The sequence below is a fragment of the Agrococcus sp. ARC_14 genome (genome assembly GCF_022436485.1).
In the GTDB taxonomy this organism is placed as follows: Bacteria; Actinomycetota; Actinomycetes; order Actinomycetales; family Microbacteriaceae; genus Agrococcus.
This window is the reverse complement of the sequence record NZ_JAKUDO010000001.1, coordinates 2197322-2214284: the sequence shown is the minus strand read 5'-3', so window position 1 is coordinate 2214284 and position 16963 is coordinate 2197322. Positions and strand designations below refer to the sequence as shown.

The 16963-nt window shown below is 69.6% G+C and carries 16 protein-coding genes and 1 tRNA gene; 7 read left to right on the top strand and 10 right to left on the bottom strand.

Annotated elements, in window-relative coordinates; all coding sequences use genetic code 11:
- Nucleotides 1–194 precede the first annotated feature (194 nt).
- The 3 genes from coxB to MKD51_RS10975 are packed head-to-tail and all read left to right on the top strand — an operon-like array spanning nt 195 to nt 3179.
- Nucleotides 195–1034, top strand: coding sequence for a cytochrome c oxidase subunit II (gene coxB, locus MKD51_RS10985; RefSeq protein WP_240240344.1), 840 nt, complete (start codon nt 195–197; stop codon nt 1032–1034).
- Nucleotides 1034–2758, top strand: a complete 1725-nt coding sequence (gene ctaD, locus MKD51_RS10980) for a cytochrome c oxidase subunit I (RefSeq protein ID WP_240240343.1) — start codon at nt 1034–1036, stop codon at nt 2756–2758. The genes coxB and ctaD overlap by 1 nt, the downstream gene beginning before the upstream one ends.
- A gap of 1 nt (nt 2759) precedes the next feature.
- On the top strand, nt 2760–3179 hold the full coding sequence (locus MKD51_RS10975; RefSeq protein ID WP_240240342.1) for a cytochrome c oxidase subunit 4: 420 nt from the start codon (nt 2760–2762) through the stop codon (nt 3177–3179).
- Nucleotides 3180–3226: 47 nt separating this feature from the next.
- Here the strand turns inward: MKD51_RS10975 and MKD51_RS10970 are convergent, their stop codons facing one another.
- From MKD51_RS10970 to pepN, 4 genes are read right to left on the bottom strand one after another with little or no spacing between them, the layout of a single operon-like run.
- Entirely contained in the window at nt 3227–4894 is a 1668-nt protein-coding gene (locus MKD51_RS10970) for an FAD-binding dehydrogenase (RefSeq protein WP_240240341.1), read from the bottom strand.
- Between the two features lie 24 nt (nt 4895–4918).
- Entirely contained in the window at nt 4919–5317 is a 399-nt protein-coding gene (locus tag MKD51_RS10965) for a globin (RefSeq protein WP_240240340.1), read from the bottom strand.
- Nucleotides 5317–6246 carry a mechanosensitive ion channel domain-containing protein gene (locus tag MKD51_RS16070; protein WP_240240339.1) on the bottom strand — a complete coding sequence of 310 codons (930 nt, stop codon included), beginning with the start codon at nt 6244–6246 and terminating at the stop codon, nt 5317–5319. Before MKD51_RS16070 ends, MKD51_RS10965 begins: the two co-directional genes overlap by 1 nt.
- Before the next feature lie 11 nt (nt 6247–6257).
- Nucleotides 6258–8795 (bottom strand): aminopeptidase N, encoded by a 2538-nt coding sequence (gene pepN / locus MKD51_RS10955; RefSeq protein ID WP_240240338.1) that lies wholly within the window; start codon nt 8793–8795, stop codon nt 6258–6260.
- 141 nt (nt 8796–8936) lie between these two features.
- Here pepN and MKD51_RS10950 point away from each other — a divergent pair, with 141 nt between their 5' ends.
- From MKD51_RS10950 to MKD51_RS10940, 3 genes are read left to right on the top strand one after another with little or no spacing between them, the layout of a single operon-like run.
- Complete coding sequence (locus MKD51_RS10950) at nt 8937–9587, top strand: DsbA family protein (protein ID WP_240240337.1); 651 nt, start codon at nt 8937–8939, stop codon at nt 9585–9587.
- Nucleotides 9587–10072 carry a ribose-5-phosphate isomerase gene (locus MKD51_RS10945; protein WP_240240336.1) on the top strand — a complete coding sequence of 162 codons (486 nt, stop codon included), beginning with the start codon at nt 9587–9589 and terminating at the stop codon, nt 10070–10072. The genes MKD51_RS10950 and MKD51_RS10945 overlap by 1 nt, the downstream gene beginning before the upstream one ends.
- 30 nt (nt 10073–10102) lie before the next feature.
- Nucleotides 10103–11125: a DNA-formamidopyrimidine glycosylase family protein gene (locus MKD51_RS10940; RefSeq protein WP_240240335.1), complete on the top strand. Its 1023-nt coding sequence runs from the start codon at nt 10103–10105 to the stop codon at nt 11123–11125.
- 63 nt (nt 11126–11188) lie between these two features.
- Here the strand turns inward: MKD51_RS10940 and MKD51_RS10935 are convergent, their stop codons facing one another.
- From MKD51_RS10935 to MKD51_RS10925, 3 genes are all read right to left on the bottom strand, one after another.
- The gene (locus MKD51_RS10935; protein ID WP_240240334.1) at nt 11189–11839 is read right to left on the bottom strand and encodes a hypothetical protein; all 651 of its coding nucleotides are present in this window, start codon (nt 11837–11839) and stop codon (nt 11189–11191) included.
- Nucleotides 11840–11898: 59 nt separating this feature from the next.
- Nucleotides 11899–13344: an HNH endonuclease signature motif containing protein gene (locus MKD51_RS10930; RefSeq protein WP_240240333.1), complete on the bottom strand. Its 1446-nt coding sequence runs from the start codon at nt 13342–13344 to the stop codon at nt 11899–11901.
- A gap of 49 nt (nt 13345–13393) precedes the next feature.
- Nucleotides 13394–13464: transfer RNA gene (locus MKD51_RS10925), tRNA-Gly, on the bottom strand.
- 94 nt (nt 13465–13558) lie between these two features.
- Between MKD51_RS10925 and MKD51_RS10920 the strand changes: the two genes are divergently transcribed.
- On the top strand, nt 13559–14971 hold the full coding sequence (locus MKD51_RS10920; protein WP_240240332.1) for a GH1 family beta-glucosidase: 1413 nt from the start codon (nt 13559–13561) through the stop codon (nt 14969–14971).
- On the opposite strand, the gene MKD51_RS10915 is transcribed toward MKD51_RS10920, so the two are convergent.
- From MKD51_RS10915 to MKD51_RS10905, 3 genes are all read right to left on the bottom strand, one after another.
- Nucleotides 14968–15465, bottom strand: a complete 498-nt coding sequence (locus MKD51_RS10915; protein WP_240240331.1) for a hypothetical protein — start codon at nt 15463–15465, stop codon at nt 14968–14970. The two genes, MKD51_RS10920 and MKD51_RS10915, sit on opposite strands and share 4 nt — an antisense overlap.
- Nucleotides 15452–16141 (bottom strand): TetR family transcriptional regulator, encoded by a 690-nt coding sequence (locus MKD51_RS10910; protein WP_240240330.1) that lies wholly within the window; start codon nt 16139–16141, stop codon nt 15452–15454. Before MKD51_RS10910 ends, MKD51_RS10915 begins: the two co-directional genes overlap by 14 nt.
- Nucleotides 16142–16235: 94 nt before the next feature.
- The gene (locus tag MKD51_RS10905) at nt 16236–16910 is read right to left on the bottom strand and encodes a fasciclin domain-containing protein (protein ID WP_240240329.1); all 675 of its coding nucleotides are present in this window, start codon (nt 16908–16910) and stop codon (nt 16236–16238) included.
- Between the last annotated feature and the right edge of the window lie 53 nt (nt 16911–16963).

Genomic DNA, 16963 nt, shown 5'->3' with positions numbered 1-16963 from the left:
CTCGCAGCACCACGCAAGGCGACGCGCCGTCGATCCCAGGATCGGCGGCGTCTCGCGTTTCACGGCGCGCTAGGCGGAGCGTGGCAGGAGCCTGAGGGCCGTCTGTGGGTACTAGGATCGGTGGGGACGTTCACAAGAGTCGGAGGAAGACATTGCGCACTCGTCGATCTCGATGGATCGCGGCCCCGCTTGCCGTGGTCGTCGCTCTGGCGCTGGCCGGATGCACCCAGGCACAGCTGCAGGGGTACATGCCGTCGACGCCGGGCCTGACGAACCACGTCGACCGCATCATGGGCCTGTGGACGACCTCCTGGATCGTGCTGCTGGGCGTCGGCCTCATCACCTGGGGCCTCATGATCTGGGCCGGCATCGCCTACCGCCGCCGCAAGGGCCAGACCGGCCTTCCGGTGCAGCTGCGCTACCACATGCCGCTCGAGATCTTCTTCACGATCGTGCCGCTCATCCTCGTCGCCGGCTTCTTCGCGTTCACCGCACGCGACCAGGCGGTCATCGAGGAGCCCATTGAGGATCCCGACTACTCGCTGACCGTCTACGGCAAGCGCTGGGCGTGGGACTTCGTCTACGACCGCGAGGGCCAGGACCCGGTGTACTACCAGGGCCTGCAGGCGATGAACGATCCCGAGTCGAACCTCATCGACCCCGAGTCGCTGCCGACGCTCTACCTGCCGACGAACTCGAGCATCGAGATCACCCTCGAGTCGCGCGACGTCGCCCACTCGTTCTGGGTCGTGGAGTTCCTCTACAAGAAGGACATGCTCCCCGGCGTCACGAACCACATGTACTTCGAGACCGGCTCCGAGGAGGGCGTCCTGCGCGGCAAGTGCGCAGAGCTCTGCGGCGAGTATCACTCGCTCATGCTCTTCAACGTCGAGCTGGTCAGCCCGGCGGAGTACGACGCATACCTGGAGAGCCTCGAGGCCGCAGGCAACGTCGGCCCCATCGACGCATCCATCAACCCTGACCCGGTGCCCGGCACCGAGCCTGGTTCGAGCGAGGAAGGCGGGGACCACTGATGACTGCAACGGCAGAGCGCGGCACCGCGCGCGCCGCGATCAGCCCCAGCGCCCAGCGCAAGGGCAACGTCGTCGTCAGCTGGATCACCACCACTGACCACAAGACGATCGGCTACCTGTACCTGATCACGTCGGTGCTGTTCTTCCTGATCGGCGGCGTCATGGCGCTGCTGATCCGTGCGCAGCTGTTCGCGCCGGGGCTGGAGATCGTGCCGACCGAGGAGCAGTACAACCAGCTCTTCACGATGCACGGCACGATCATGCTGCTGATGTTCGCGACGCCGCTGTTCGCCGGCTTCGCCAACGTGATGATGCCGCTGCACATCGGTGCGCCCGACGTCGCGTTCCCGCGCCTGAACGCGCTGGCCTACTGGATGTTCACCTTCGGCTCGCTCATCGCGCTCGCCGGCTTCCTGACGCCGCAGGGCGCAGCCTCGTTCGGCTGGTTCGCCTACACGCCGCTGAGCACCTCGGCCTTCTCGCCCGGCATGGGCGGCAACCTCTGGGTGCTGGGCCTGGGCCTGTCGGGCTTCGGCACGATCATGGGTGGCGTCAACTTCATCACCACGATCATCACGATGCGCGCACCGGGCATGACGATGTTCCGGATGTCGATCTTCTCCTGGAACATCCTCATCACCTCGGTGCTCGTGATCATCGCGTTCCCGGTGCTCGCCGCGGCCATGTTCGGCCTCGCGATGGACCGCATCTTCGGCGGGCACATCTACGATCCCGCCAACGGCGGAGCCGTGCTGTGGCAACACCTCTTCTGGTTCTTCGGCCACCCAGAGGTGTACATCATCGCCCTGCCGTTCTTCGGCATCATCTCCGAGGTCATCCCGGTCTTCAGCCGCAAGCCGATCTTCGGCTACAACACGCTCGTGGGCGCGACGATCGCGATCGCTGCCCTGTCGGTCACCGTCTGGGCGCACCACATGTACGTCACGGGCACCGTGCTGCTGCCGTGGTTCTCGCTCATGACGATGCTCATCGCGGTGCCGACGGGTGTGAAGATCTTCAACTGGATCGGCACGATGTGGCGAGGGTCCATCACGTGGGAGTCGCCCATGCTGTGGGCGTTCGGCTTCCTCGTGACGTTCACCTTCGGCGGTCTGACGGGCGTGATCCTGGCATCGCCGCCGCTCGACTTCGCCGTCTCCGACACCTACTTCGTGGTGGCGCACTTCCACTACGTGGTGTTCGGCACGGTCGTGTTCGCGATGTTCTCCGGCTTCTACTTCTGGTGGCCGAAGTGGACGGGCAAGATGCTCAACGACCGGTTGGGCCACGTGCACTTCTGGATGCTGTTCATCGGCTTCCACGTGACGTTCCTCGTGCAGCACTGGCTGGGCGTCATCGGCATGCCCCGCCGCTACTACACCTACCTCGCCGAGGACGGGTTCACCTGGATGAACCAGCTCTCGACGATCGGCGCCATGCTGCTGGGCCTGTCGATGATCCCGTTCTTCTGGAACGTCTGGATCACGGCTCGCACGGCGCCCAAGGTCGAGGTCGATGACCCCTGGGGCACCGGCCGCTCGCTCGAGTGGGCGACGAGCTGCCCGCCGCCGCGTCACAACTTCAACTCGATCCCGCGCATCCGCTCGGAGTCCCCGGCCTTCGACCTGCACCACCCCAACGCGGGGCTGCAGGTGGGCGTCGGTCCGCTGAAGGATGCACCGGATCGCCCAGTGCTCGATCTCTCGAGGGACGAGGTCCGCTGACATGCGCGCGAACATCCTGCTGCTGTCGATCATCGCCGTCTTCTTCTACCTGTGCGCCGCGGTCTACACCGTGTGGCACATGGGCACCTACGCGGGCACGGTCGAGTGGGCCGGCACGCTGGGCATGGGCCTGACGGGCGTCATGGCGACGCTCATCGCCTTCTACCTGGTGCTCGTGCACCGCGGGCAGAGCGGCGAGATGGCCATGGACCGCCTCGACGGCGAGCTCGACGAGGACGACCCCGAGATGGGTCACTTCGCGCCTTGGAGCTGGTGGCCGATCGGCCTCGGTGGCGCCCTCGCGATCCTGTTCCTGTCGATCGCCGGCCCCACGTTCCTCATCCCGATCGGTGTCGGGCTGCTGCTCATCATGCTGGTGGGCTGGGTGTACGAGCACTACCGCGGCAACTTCAGCCGCTGAGACCTCGCAGCGCTCCGTCCCTCGTCGGACGGGGCGCTGCGCTGTGCTCAGGCTGCGCGACCCGCCCGCAGCCCGGTGTGGAGGCATCCGCCCAGGAACGTGCCCTCGAGCGCCCGGTAGCCGTGCACGCCGCCGCCGCCGAAGCCCGCGGCCTCGCCGACTGCGAAGAGCCCCGGCACGGGCTCGCCGTCGGCGCCCAGTGCACGGGAGTCGAGGTCGGTCTGGATGCCGCCGAGGGTCTTGCGCGTCAGGGTGCGCAGGCGCACGGCGATGAGCGGCCAGTGCGCCTCGTCGAGGATCCGGTGGGGCGCCGCCGTGCGCAGGAGGCGGTCGCCGACGTACTCGCGCGCCCGGCGGATCTCGACCGCCTGCGGGTCGGTGGATGCTGGGTCGACCACTGCGGCATCGCGCTCCTCGATGGCGGCGACGACCGCGGCGCGATCGATGGTCGAGCCGTCGGCGCTCCGCCCCAGCTGCTCCATGCCGTCGAGCAGCTCGGTGAGCGAATGGGCGACGATGAAGTCCTCGCCGTGGTCGAGGAACGCCTGCACCGGCGCGGGAGCTCCTGGCAGCACGCGCTTCGCGAGCGTGCGCAGGCTCTTGCCGGTGAGGTCGGGGTTCTGCTCAGAGCCCGAGAGTGTGAACTCCTTCTCGACGATCGACTGCGTGAGCACGAACCAGGAGTGATCCGCCTTGACCGAGCGCAGGTGGGCGAGCGTCGAGAGGGTGTCGAAGCCCGGGTAGTTGGGGGAGGGCAGCCGGCGCCCCAGGTGGTCGAGCCAGAGGCTCGATGGTCCCGGCAGGATGCGGATGCCGTGGTCGGGCCAGATCGGATCCCAGTTCTTGATGCCCTCGGTGTAGTGCCACATGCGGTCGGCGTTGACGAGCCGCGCGCCGGCGTCGTTCGCGAGCTCGAGCCCGGATCCGTCGACGTGCATCGGCACGCCGCGCACGGCCTCGGTCGGCGGTGCGCCGAGCGAGGCGGGCCAGAGCTCGCGCACGCGATCGAGCTCGCCGCCGATGCCGCCGGTCGCCACCACGACGCTCTCGGCGCGCAGCTCGAACGCGCCGACGACCTCTCGGCTGGAGGGCTCGCCGCGCACCGTGAGGTCGGGCGCGAGCCGCTCGCCTGCGACGCCCACGACGCGGTCGCCCTCGGTGCGCAGCGCTGTCACCCGGTGTCGGAACGCGAGCGTCGCGCTGCCGTCGTGCACCGCATCCCGAAGCCTCCTCGTGAAGGGGGCGACGATCCCGGGGCCCGTGCCCCAGACGATGTGGAAGCGGGGGACGGTGTTGCCGTGACCGCCCTCGGTGTGTGCCCCGCGCTCTGCGTGCCCGACGACGGGGAAGAGGCGGATGCCGAGCTCGCGCAGCCAGGGCCGCAGGTCGCGGTGGGCGAAGTCGAGGTACGCGTCGGCCCAGCGGCGCGCCCAGAGGTCCTCGCCGCTGCCGTCCTCGTCGCGGTCGAAGCCCGCGGTGTGCTCCCAGTCGTGCCAGGCGAGCTCGAGCGAGTCCTCGATGCCGAGCCTGCGCTGCTCTGGAGAGTCCACCAGGAAGAGGCCGCCGAACGACCAGAAGGCCTGGCCGCCGATCGACTGCGGCCCCTCCTGCTCGACGATGGTGACGGTGCGGCCGCGATCGAGCGCCGTGCACGCGGCGACGAGGCCCGACAGGCCGCTCCCGATCACGATGACGTCAGTGTCGTGCGCGGCCATGGTGCCTCCAGGGCGGTCGTGGGGTCAGCGGATGAGCGGGTTGTGGTTGACCATCGCCGTCGCGGCGCGATCGAAGTAGTCCTCGAGCTCCGCGCGGTGCAGCGGTGCGGGGTCGAGCGCGTCGAGCGCGCCCGTCATGCTGGCGACCCAGCGATTGCGCGCGTCGTGGTCGATGGGGAACGGCATGTGGCGCATGCGCAGCCGCGGGTGACCGCGCTGCTCGCTGTAGGTGCCGGGGCCGCCCCAGTACTGCATGAGGAACATGCTGAAGCGATCCTCGGCGCCGGCGCGGTCGTCCTGCGGGTACATGGCGCGCAGCACGTCGTCTGCCCACACCCGCTCGTAGAAGGCGTGCACGAGATCGCGGAAGAAGGCCTCGCCGCCGACGGCGTCGAAGAAGGTCTGCTGCTCGGGCGTCGGCATCAGGCGCTGTCCTCGATGCCCTTGACGACGATCTTCTGCAGCGAGGGCAGCGTGACGCCCAGGTCGTCGAGGCCGTCCTTGACGCGGCGGCGCAGCTCGCGGGCGACGTCGTACTTCGCGCTCGCGCGTGTCTTGACGACCAGCCGCACCACGACGGCCTCTGCCGAGACCGACTCGATGCCCCAGACGGCGGGCTTGTCGATGATGCGACCGAGCCACGCGACGTCTTCGCTCAGGTCGGTCGCGACATCGATCAGGCGCTGCGTGACGGCGTCGATGTCCGACTCATAGGGCACGGCCTGGTCGATGACGACCCGAGCCCAGCCCTGCGACTCGTTGCCGACTCGGATGATCTCGCCGTTGCGGACGTACCAGAGCGTGCCGTTGACGTCGCGCACCTGGGTGACACGGATGCCGACCGACTCGACGATCCCGGATGCCTCGCCGAGGTCGACCGTGTCGCCGATGCCCAGCTGATCCTCGAACACCATGAACAGGCCGTTCAGGAAGTCCTTGATGACGCCCTGCGCGCCGATGCCCGCCGCAGCGCCGAGGAAGCCTGCCATGGCGACCAGCGAGGCCGGATCGACGCCCAGGATGCTGAGGATCAGGATGAGTCCGAACGCTCCGATCAGCCAGGCGGCAAGCGTGTTGAGCACGCTGCCGATCGCGCGGGTGCGCTGCACGACGCGCACCTGCGCGAGCGGCGAGTTGACGAGCGCCTCGGTGTCGGCGGCGTCGGCCTTGCGCTTGACGCCCGTGACGACCTCGTGCACGACGCGGCCGACGATCGCCTTGACGATCGCGTACGCGATGAATGCGCCGACGATGACCAGCAGCACGCCGATCGGTGCGCCCCAGCGCTCCCACCACGCTCCGACGGCGGCCCAGTCGATGCCGGCGTCGTCAGCCTGCCCGCTCTCGAACACGTGCGCTCCGATCAGGCGTCCCGCTGCTGCGCAGCGAGGGCGCGCTCCACGCCGGCGAGGTGCTCGATGACGATGCGCCGCAGCGCCGGCACCGGCTCGTTCGACGAGAGCCAGGCGCGCGTCGCAGCCGCAAGCTCCTCGCTGGCCACCACTGCGGGGTAGAGGCCGCCCAGCAGCCCCTCCGCCACCTGGTAGGTGCGGGAGTCCCAGATCTGCTGGATGGCGTCGTGGTAGCGCGTCACGATGTCGGCCAGCGAGGCCGGGTCGTTGACGTGCTGCAGGCCGAGGCCCGTGTAGCGCACGATCATGTTCGAGGCGCCGGACGCATCGGCGACCGAGGCGAACGCCGCCTCCTTCGCCTCCTTCGTGGGGATGGTGGCGCGAGCGCGGGCGGCGAACTGACGGCCGGTCGCCGTGTCGTCGCTCGCGAGCTCCGCAGCGATCTGCTCCTCGCCGGCCGCGCCGTTCAGCACCAGGCCGTCGAGCAGCTGCCAGCGCAGGTCGCTGTCGACCGTCAGCCCGTCGAGCGTGCGCGTGCCGTCGAGCAGGGCCTGCAGCTGCTCGGCGTGCTTCGGCGTGGAGGCCACGCTGGCGAACGCGCCGACGAACTGGAACTGCGCGTCGGAGCCGGCCTCGGCCTTCGAGGCGAGCTTCCAGAGGCGGTCGCCCACCTTCTGGAGGGTCTCGGCGCGGCGCGAGGGGTGCACGTAGGTGCGCGCTGCCTGTGCCACCTGGCCGAGAGAGAGGCGGATCGTGGTCGACTCGGTCTCCGCGTCGATGTTGTCGAGCACGAGGTCGACGTAGTCGCTCGCGGGCGTCTCGGCATCGCGCGTCGCATCCCACGCCGCGCCCCAGACGAGCGCGCGAGCGAGTGGGTCCTCGATGGTGCGCAGGCTCGACAGCGCGGTCTGCATCGACTGCTCGTCGAGGCGGATCTTGGCGTAGGCGAGGTCGTCGTCGTTGATGAGGATGAGCGCCGGGCGCACGTGACCGACGAGCTGCGGCACCTGGGTGAGCGGGCCGTCCACGTCGATCTCCACGCGCTCGGTGCGGCGCAGCGCGCCACCGGCCAGCTCGTAGAAGCCGATGGCGAGGCGGTGCGGGCGGAGCGTCGGGTGGTCGGCGACGGCGGTCTGCTCGACGGCGAATGCCGTGATGATGCCGTCATCGGTGGTCGTGATGCTCGGGCGCAGCGTGTTGACGCCGGCGGTCTCGAGCCACAGCTTGCTCCACTCGCCCAGATCACGGCCGCTGGCGGCCTCGAGCTCGACCAGCAGATCCGCGAGCTCCGTGTTGCCCCATGCGTGCTTGCGGAAGTAGGCGCCGACGCCCTGCATGAAGGCCGGCAGGCCCACCCAGGCCACGAGCTGCTTGAGCACCGAGCCGCCCTTGGCGTAGGTGATGCCGTCGAAGTTGACCTGCACGTCGTCGAGGTCGCGGATCTCGGCGACGATCGGGTGCGTGGAGGGCAGCTGGTCCTGGCGGTACGCCCAGGTCTTCTCCATCGCCTGGAAGGTCGTCCATGCGCCGGTCCACTCGGTGGCCTCGGCGGTGGCGAGCGTCGACGCCCACTCGGCGAACGACTCGTTGAGCCACAGGTCGTTCCACCACTTCATGGTGACGAGGTCGCCGAACCACATGTGCGCGAGCTCGTGCAGCACCGTGACGACACGGCGCTCACGGATGGCGTCGGTCACCTGCGCGCGGAACACGTACGACTCGGTGAACGTCACGCATCCGGCGTTCTCCATCGCACCGGCGTTGAACTCCGGCACGAACAGCTGGTCGTACTTGTCGAACGGGTAGGGGACGCCGAACTGCTCCTCGTAGAACACGAAGCCCTTGCGGGTGGTCTCGAAAATGTAGTCGGCGTCCATGTGCTCGGCGAGCGAGGCGCGGCAGAAGATGCCCAGCGGGATGGTGCGGCCGCTGCTGGAGGTGAGCTCGGAGCGCGTCACCGTGTACGGGCCGGCGACGAGCGCCGTGATGTAGCTCGAGATGCGCGGCGTGGGCTCGAACGCCCAGGTGCCGGTATCGCCATCGACGACGGGCTCGGGCGTCGGCTGGTTCGAGACGACCTGCCATGCGGCGGGGGCCGTGATCGTGAAGCGGAAGCTCGCCTTGAGGTCGGGCTGCTCGAAGACCGCGAAGACGCGGCGCGAGTCGGGCACCTCGAACTGCGAGTAGAGGTACACCTCGCCGTCGACGGGGTCGACGAAGCGGTGCAGGCCCTCGCCCGTGTTGACGTAGGCGGCATCGGAGACGACCGTCAGCACGTTCTCGGCCGAGAGCCCGTCGAGCTGGATGCGCACGCCATCGTTCACGGCGGATGCGTCGAGCTCCGTGCCGTTGAGGGTCACGGCGTGCACGGCGCGGGAGATGTGGTCGATGAAGGTCGACGAGCCCTCGGTGGCGGTGAACGTCACCGTGGTCGTCGAGCGGAACACCTCGTCGCCGGTGGTGAGATCGAGGGCGATGTCGTAGCTCTCGACCTGGACGAGCGCGGCGCGCTCCTGGGCTTCGGCGCGAGTGAGGTTCTCTCCGGGCACGCTGGACTCCTTCGGCAGTCGTGTTGCAGACAGTGGGTGTGCTGGTGCGATCCAGCGTAGTGCGCACCCGCTGGTCGAGGAGCGCGCGGGCCGCAGGCCTGCACGCGTCTCGAGACCACCGCCCCTCGATAGCATCGAGCCATGACTGAACAGGCTGTGCAGCAGGGTCCGCAGCGCGTGCGGATGTGGTTCGATCCGACGTGCCCGTGGGCGTGGATGACGTCCCGCTGGCTGGGCGAGGTCGCCCAGACCCGCGACTTCGAGGTCGACTGGCAGGTGATGAGCCTGGCGGTGCTCAACGAGGGGCGTGACCTGCCCGAGGAGTATGCCGCGCGCATGCCGCGCTCGATGCGCCTCACCCGCCTGGTGACGGCTGCTCGTGCTGCGGGCGGTGACGCGGTCGTGAAGCCGCTCTACGACGCGCTCGGCGAGCGCATCCATCACCAGCGTCGCAAGGACGACGACTCGATCATCGCGGAGTCGCTCGCTGCAGTCGGTCTCGACGCCGCGCTCGTCGAGGAGAGCGACGCGCACGACACGACGCTGCGGGCGACGCACCAGACCGCGATCGACCTGGTCGGCGACGACGTCGGCACGCCCGTCGTGGCGGTCGACGACGTGGCGTTCTTCGGCCCGGTCGTCAGCCCGGCGCCCAAGGGTGCGGATGCGCTGCGGCTGTTCGACGGCATCGTCGCGGCCGCGTCGATCGAGGGCTTCTTCGAGCTCAAGCGCACGCGCACGCGCGGGCCGCAGTTCGACATCACGGCCGATCCCGAGGGCGAGGCCGCCTGATGCGCATCCACGTCGCCACCGATCACGCGGGCTTCGAGATGTCGAAGCGGCTCGTCGAGCACCTGGCAGCCAATGGTCACGAGGTGGAGGACCACGGACCGACCGGCTACGACGCCGAGGACGACTACCCCTCGTTCTGCATCAACGCGGCACGTGCGGTCGTGCGCGACCAGCGTGCGGGCGTCGAGGCGCTCGGCGTCGTGTTCGGCGGCTCGGGCAACGGCGAGCAGATGGCGGCCAACAAGGTCGAGGGCGTGCGCGCCGCGCTCGCCTGGAGCCTCGCGACGGCTGAGCTCGCCCGCGAGCACAACGACGCGAACGTCGTCGCCGTCGGTGCTCGGCAGCACAGCGAGGAGGAGATGCTCGAGCTCATCGACGCCTTCATCGCGACGCCGTTCTCGGGTGTGGATCGCCACGCGCGCCGCATCGCGCAGCTGGGGGAGTACGAGACGACGGGCGCCATCGCCGGCCACGAGATCGTCTGATGCCGCAGTCGCCGCGGCCAGGGGCATCGCATGCCTGAGGGCCACTCCGTCCATCGCATCGCGCGGCAGTTCGCCACGAACTTCGTCGGTCGCACGGCCACGGTCTCCAGCCCCCAGGGACGCTTCGAGGTCGGCGCCGCCGAGCTCGACGGCCACGAGATCACGTCGTCAGAGGCGATCGGCAAGCACCTGCTGCTGGGCTTCGGCGGCACGGCGGCGGCGCCGGAGCGCGTGCTGCACGTGCACCTCGGCATCTATGGCGCCTGGGACTTCGCGGGCGCCATCTCGGTCGACCCCACCATCCTCGCCGCCAGAGCGGCGGTGGGCGCCGCCCGTATGGGGCAGACGGGCATGCGCGGCACGCAGCCGGCCGCGGCAGGCGTCGACGGCGAGCACGAGGATTCCATCGCATCGATCGGCGCTCCGAGGCTCGCCCGGCTGCGTGCCGGCGAGCACGAGACGGCGAGCGAGGCCGCGACCTTCCCGCCGGACCCGGTCGGTCAGGTGCGCGTGCGCATCCTCACCGACTCATCGGTCGCCGATCTGCGCGGGCCAACGGTCTGCGAGGTGCTCGACGAGGCTCAGGTGCGCGCGCTGGCAGAGCGGCTCGGGCCCGACCCGGAGGCGCCCACCGAGTCGCGCAAGCACGCCGAGGAGCGCTTCGTAGCGCGAGCGGCGCGATCCGGGCAGGCCATCGGGCAGCTGCTCATGGATCAGACGGTCGTCGCCGGCATCGGCAACGTCTACCGCGCCGAGCTGCTGTTCCGTGCGCGCATCGACCCGCACCGCCCCGGCAGTCAGCTCACGAGCGACGAGCTGCGGGGCCTGTGGCGCGACTGGGTGAAGCTGCTGCGCATCGGCGTCGAGACGGGTCAGATGCTCACGATCGACGGGCTGCGGGGCGCGAAGCGCGAGGCCGCGCTCGCCAATCGGGCCGATCGCCACTGGGTCTACAAGCGCGAGGGGATGCCGTGCCGGCGCTGCGGCACGGCCGTCGCGCTCGAGACGATGCAGGGCCGCAAGCTCTACTGGTGCCCCGGCTGCCAGCTGTAGGGAGCAGGTCACCCGCTGTCCGAGAAGCGCTCGGCGGAGCCGCGCGCGTCACGAGGCCGGCGATCAGCGCCAGCGGTAGAGCCGCGAGGCGTCCTGCGTGCTCTGCGTGGGGCTGATGACCCACGAGCCCGTCGAGGCGGCGTCCTCGCGGATCGACACGATCACCTGCGTCACGTGGCTGTCGCCGGGCGCGAACTCCCAGATGTAGCCGAGGTCGTTCGGCGCGGCGGCGACGGATGCGGAGTTCTGGTCCGACATCGGGCCGCCGTCGGGCTGGTAGCCGAAGGTCATGTCATGCATCGGATGCGTCGTGATGACGCCGACGTTGGTGATCTCGAGGTTGAGCACGACGAAGCGCTCGCCGGCGCGCGGCGCGGAGCCGGTCTGCGCTGCGAGGCTGTCGGCAGGGTCGACCGAGTCGATCGCGGTGATCTCCCAGGTGGAGCCGCGATCGGTGTGGATCGTGACAGTGTCGCCGTAGGCGAACTCGCCCGGGTCGGTCGTCGGCACGGGCGGCTCTGTGGGGCCGTTGGTGGTCGGCGCGGGCGCCAGGTCGGTGAACACCGGTGCAGGGGTCGTCGGGATCGACGGATCCTGCGGACTGGTCGGCGGCATGGCGACGCAGGCAGCGAGCGAGAGCGCCACTGCGCTGACGAGGACGGCGCCGAGCCGGTTGGAGCCGCGGCCGCGCTGACGAGTGACGATCCTGGGCACGACATGCACGCTATCGGCAGTCGCTGTGAGGAACGATGAGCGCACGGCGCCGAGCTCGGTCAGAACGGGGTGTCGGTGAAGATCGGGCCGACCGGCTCTGGCGCGTTCTCGATGACCTGCCCGATGGGCGATGTCCAGCGCAGCACCCCAGCGGGCAGCTGTTCGACCTGCCACCGACTGCCGTGCTTGATGCGGTGGTGGTCGGATCTGCAGAGGTGGCCGAGGTTGTCGAGGCTCGTGGCGCCGCCGCCGGCGTAGTCCTTCGTGTGGTCGACCTCCGATCGCAGCACCGGCTGATCGCAGCCTGGGCCGCGACATCGGCCGTCCCGTGCCTGCAACCATCTGCGCTGCGCGGCGGTGGGTCGGCGGTAGTCGACCGTGACGGCCACGCCGGTGACGGGGTCGGTGAAGAGCCGCTCCCAGGTCGCGGTGTCGGAGGCGATGCGGCGGGCGGTGTCACGGTCGACCAGCACCCGGCCGTCGAGCGCCGCGGGGAACGTCAGCGACCGCATGGCCTGGTCTTGCTCTTCGCGGTCGTGGAGCAGCGCGGTCGCGGGGATCATGATCGAGACGTGCGCCCGGATCGGGGAGACGCCATGCAGATCTTCGGGAACGACACCCGAGAGCAGCAGCTCCAGCAGCGCGTCGGTGCGGAACTGGTCGAAGGTGCGCGGGTCGTCCTTCGGCTTCTTCCGGGCTGCTTGCGTGAGCCGGTCGTAGGCCGCGGTGAGCTCGAGGACGGGCCCGCGCACGACGAGGTCGCCCATGCCGTCACCGGCGTCGAACAGCTCGACCTTCCGCCGCTGCCTGGCGGTGTCATGCCGCAGCTGCAGGGGCTCGGTCAGGGCGTCGTTGACGATCTTCTTCGCCTTCGACTGCAGCTGACTCGTCGAGTGCCGCTCGGCGACCTCGACCAATGCGTCGACCACCGCCACCCGCTGCTGGGCGTCGACCGCGGCGTCGATGCGCAGCGCCCGGGTCTGCTGCTCGATGATCCGCAGGTGCGCGGTCGTGATCCTGCCGTCTGCGGCCGCCTCGTGCGCGGCGGGCAGCTCGGTGACGATCGTCCACGCATCGGTCATGCGGCGCACCATGCCGCCGGTCGTGAAGCCGAGCTCGACCGCCACCATCGAAGCGAGCTCCTGCAGGTTCGCGCCCGCGTCGCCGGCGGCGTCGATGGCGCGCTGCATGTGCTCGGCGAGCAAGGCCCGGCGTGTCCCTTCGATGCGGCTCGACTGCGCCTCCATCGCCCGCACGTGGCCGACGAACTCCTCATCGAGGCGAAGCCGCGTCTGGGCCGCGGTCTCGGACGGCTTCGGCAGCGGGGGCGGCTGGATGCCGGCGGCGACCTGCTCGGCCGTCATCGCCGCGATGCGCGCGGCCCACTCGGCATCGAACTCGTCCAGCTGCTCCTGCAGCGCATCCGCCGAGTGCCCGTACGGGTCGAGCGCGCCGGCACGGACCGCAGCGATGTACTCCTCGCCGTCGACCTCGCGTCCGTCCATGCGTGCATCACATCATGAGCCACTGACATGCCGACGGCGATGGATGGGGAGCGGGCGACGGGAATCGAACCCGCGTAATCAGTTTGGAAGACTGAGGCTCTACCATTGAGCTACGCCCGCGCGCCCCGCCTTGACGCAATCGGCGGGACTGCACGAATCTACCGCATCCGCGCCGCCGACTCGCACCCGACGCGGCGCGGGCTACGCTCGTGACGTGCAGCGAAGCATCCCCACAGACCTCATCCTCGGCGGCGCGACCGCCGCCTACCAGATCGAGGGCGCAGCGGCCGAGGACGGCCGTCGCCCCAGCATCTGGGACACCTTCTCGCGGGTGCCGGGCGCCGTGATCGACGCCCACAACGGCGATGTCGCATGCGATCACTACCACCGCATGCCGCAGGACGTCGCGCTGATGCGCGAGCTCGGCCTGCAGACCTATCGCTTCTCGACCAGCTGGGCGCGCGTCTCCCCGGACGGCGGCGCGCCGAACGCGAAGGGGCTCGACTTCTACTCGCGGCTCGTCGACGAGCTGCAGGCGGCAGACATCCTGCCGTGGCTGACGCTCTACCACTGGGATCTGCCGCAGGCGCTCGAGGATGCCGGTGGCTGGACCAACCGCGACACCGCGAGCCGCTTCGTCGACTACGCGCTCGCGGTGCACGAGAAGCTCGGCGACCGTGTCACCAACTGGACGACCATGAACGAGCCGTGGTGCTCGTCGTTCCTCTCGTACACAGCGGGCGCCCATGCGCCAGGCAGGCAGAGCGTCGAGGCCGGCCTGCAGGCGGCGCACCACCTGCTGCTCGCGCACGGCATGGCGGTGACGGCGCTGCGCGACGCCGGCGCCGAGCGCATCGGCATCACCCTCAACTTCCAGCCGGCCGAACCGCTCGACCCGACGAGCGCATCCGATCGAGATGCCGCCCGCCGCCTCGACGACCAGTACAACCGTTTCTTCATCGAGCCGATCACGCTCGGCGCCTACCCCGAGTCGCTGCTCGCCGACGTCGGCCACCTTGGCCTCGACGCCGTGGTGCAGCCGGGCGACCTCGCGATCATCTCCGCGCCCATCGACGTGCTCGGCGTGAACTACTACCACGACGACATCGTCTCGTTCTCGGTGCCAGAGGCGCCCGTTCTCAACGACGCGCCCACCGACCGGCCGATCGCGAGCCCGTACCCGGCCGCCGAGGGCGTCCACGTGCATCCGCGCGAGGTGCCGACGACCTCGATGGGCTGGGAGGTCAACCCTGCCGGCCTCTCGGCGCTGCTGCGGCGCCTGCACGAGCAGTACACGCGGTCGCAGGGCATCGAGCTCTGGGTGACCGAGAACGGCGCGGCCTACGACGACGACGAGGTGACGGATGCGTCCACAGGGGAGGCACGGATCCACGATGCCGAGCGCGTCGAGTTCCTGCGCGGACACGTCGGAGCCGTGCTCGACGCCATCGACGCGGGCGTGCCGGTCAAGGGCTACATGTACTGGTCGCTGCTCGACAACTACGAGTGGGCGTGGGGCTATCACAAGCGATTCGGCATCGTGCGGGTCGACTACGACACGCAGGAGCGCACGGTCAAGGACTCTGGGCGGGAGCTGTCGCGGATGATCCGCGAGCGGACGCTCTAGAGGTTCCCGCTGCCGCGCGTGCGCGAGGCAGTGTCATGCGCCACCGCCCGAGCGATCACCGCAGTCGTGGCGCCGAGGATGACCGTTGACGGCGCCAGCGCCCATCCGGCGACGATGCCCTGCGCGAGCAGCGCCGTGATGCCACCACCGATCGCCCCGAGGGCGGCAAATACGAGCAGATGGATTGCCTCGCTGTTCACGCGACGAAGTGCGCTCGCTGCCGCGATGGCGACCGGTACGCCGTAGAGCGTGAGCATCGGCAGGCCCAGGAGCACGCCGCCAAAGACGCCCATGAGCGCCGCGGACCCCCACATGATGACGCCGATCACGAGCGAGCCTGCGAGCACGACGCTGGCCCCGACCAGCCAGCCGAACTTGATGTCGCCTGCCGTCCACTCGTGCTTCGCAGGGTCGTGCCGGCCGTGGCGCTCGCGCGGCGAATGCGACTGCCCGGCCGATTGCGGCGGCAGAGGGGATCGATCACGCATCGTCATCGGAGAGCTCCCTCACCGCGACCGCGAGGGCAAGCAGGTCGCGCACCTGCGAGCGCAGCAGCGGCACGGCGGTGATCCGGATCGCGCGATCGAGCATCGGCACGGCTTGGGCGACCAGTGCTCTCGTGCGGCGCTGCTCGCGGCTGCGGTCGTTCGTCCAGGCGAGCATCCCCGCCATGAGCAGTCCCCACAGCAGCTCTGGCAGCGCCTGCCGCAACTGGCGGTCGGCAATGAGGTCGGATCCATCCACGACCGCGGCGAACAGCCCGAGCATTCGCTCACGCGACGCTCGCGATGTCTCGCCAAAGGGGCTGACGGGGGAGTCGGCGGTGATCGCCTGACCGATGGCCTCGGTCGCGACGCGGTGGAACGGCGCGATCTCATCCAGTGCGATCTCGAGCGCGGAGCCGAGTCGGTCGGCGAACGGGCGAACGTCGCCGATCGCCTCGGTGGCTCGCGCCTCGATGCGCGCCACCGTGTCGTCGTAGAGCGCCAGCAGCAGATGCTCCTTGGAGGGCATCGAGAGATAGATCGTGCCCGGCGAGACGCCAGCCCGATCGGCGATGCCGCGCATGGTGGTCGCGCGCCAGCCGTCCGCTCGCAGCGCCTCGAAGGCGATCTCGCGCACTCGAGCGGCGGTGCGAGCGCCCTTGGTGGATCCGTCATCCGGAGTCATGCGCTCAGAATAACTGAACGCGTTCAGTTCCGCATCGGTCGACACGACGAAGCGGGCCGGCTCCGAAGGACCGGCCCGCTGCTGGATGTGTCGATCAGCCCATCGACGGCGGCATCAGCACCGTGTCGATCAGGTAGACCGTTGCGTTGGCGGTCTGCACGCCGCCGCAGATGACGGTCGCGCCGTTGACCATCAGCTCGTCGCCGGACCCGGTGACCTCGAGGTCCTCGCTCTGCACCGTGGTGTGCTCGCCGACGATCGCGTCAGGAGCGATCTGGCCGGGGACCACGTGGTAGGTGAGCACCGTGCTGAGCGTCTCGGCGCCTTCCGGCGTGCCGAGCAGCTCGACGGTCTCGGCGGGCAGCGCCGCGAAGGCGTCGTCGACCGGAGCGAAGACGGTGAACTCGTCACCGTTCAGTGTGTCGACCAGGTCGACATCGGGGTTCAGCTGGCCCGACACTGCCGCGACGAGCGTCGTGAGGATCGGGTTGTTGGAAGCCGCGACAGCGACCGGGTCCTGCGACATGCCGACGATCGAGCCCGCGCCATCCGGCACCTGCTCGTCGTACATCGCGCAGCCTGCGCCGACGAGGTTGTCGTACGCCGGGTCCATGGCGGCGTCGGTCTCCATCGGCTCCTGCGACATGCCGGTGGGCTCTTCGGCCGGCGACTCAGCAGGCGCGGTGCCCATCGAGCAGCCGACGAGAGCGAGCGAGGCCACTCCGACAAGCACGAGCCCTGCCATCGTGTGGTTCTTCTTGGTGAGCATCGCTGCTCTCCTTCCCTGGTTGTTCCCGACCCTGCGAGTCGGTGTTGCAGGTC

Coding starts and splice junctions, on each gene's coding strand:
- MKD51_RS10950 (WP_240240337.1), top strand. CDS start 8,937: ATGACTGAACAGGCTGTGCAGCAGGGTCCGCAGCGCGTGCGGATGTGG.
- MKD51_RS10965 (WP_240240340.1), bottom strand. CDS start 5,317: ATGCCGACGCCCGAGCAGCAGACCTTCTTCGACGCCGTCGGCGGCGAG.
- ctaD (WP_240240343.1), top strand. CDS start 1,034: ATGACTGCAACGGCAGAGCGCGGCACCGCGCGCGCCGCGATCAGCCCC.
- MKD51_RS10970 (WP_240240341.1), bottom strand. CDS start 4,894: ATGGCCGCGCACGACACTGACGTCATCGTGATCGGGAGCGGCCTGTCG.
- MKD51_RS10945 (WP_240240336.1), top strand. CDS start 9,587: ATGCGCATCCACGTCGCCACCGATCACGCGGGCTTCGAGATGTCGAAG.
- MKD51_RS10930 (WP_240240333.1), bottom strand. CDS start 13,344: ATGGACGGACGCGAGGTCGACGGCGAGGAGTACATCGCTGCGGTCCGT.
- MKD51_RS10975 (WP_240240342.1), top strand. CDS start 2,760: ATGCGCGCGAACATCCTGCTGCTGTCGATCATCGCCGTCTTCTTCTAC.
- MKD51_RS10905 (WP_240240329.1), bottom strand. CDS start 16,910: ATGCTCACCAAGAAGAACCACACGATGGCAGGGCTCGTGCTTGTCGGA.
- MKD51_RS10940 (WP_240240335.1), top strand. CDS start 10,103: ATGCCTGAGGGCCACTCCGTCCATCGCATCGCGCGGCAGTTCGCCACG.
- MKD51_RS10910 (WP_240240330.1), bottom strand. CDS start 16,141: ATGACTCCGGATGACGGATCCACCAAGGGCGCTCGCACCGCCGCTCGA.
- MKD51_RS10915 (WP_240240331.1), bottom strand. CDS start 15,465: ATGACGATGCGTGATCGATCCCCTCTGCCGCCGCAATCGGCCGGGCAG.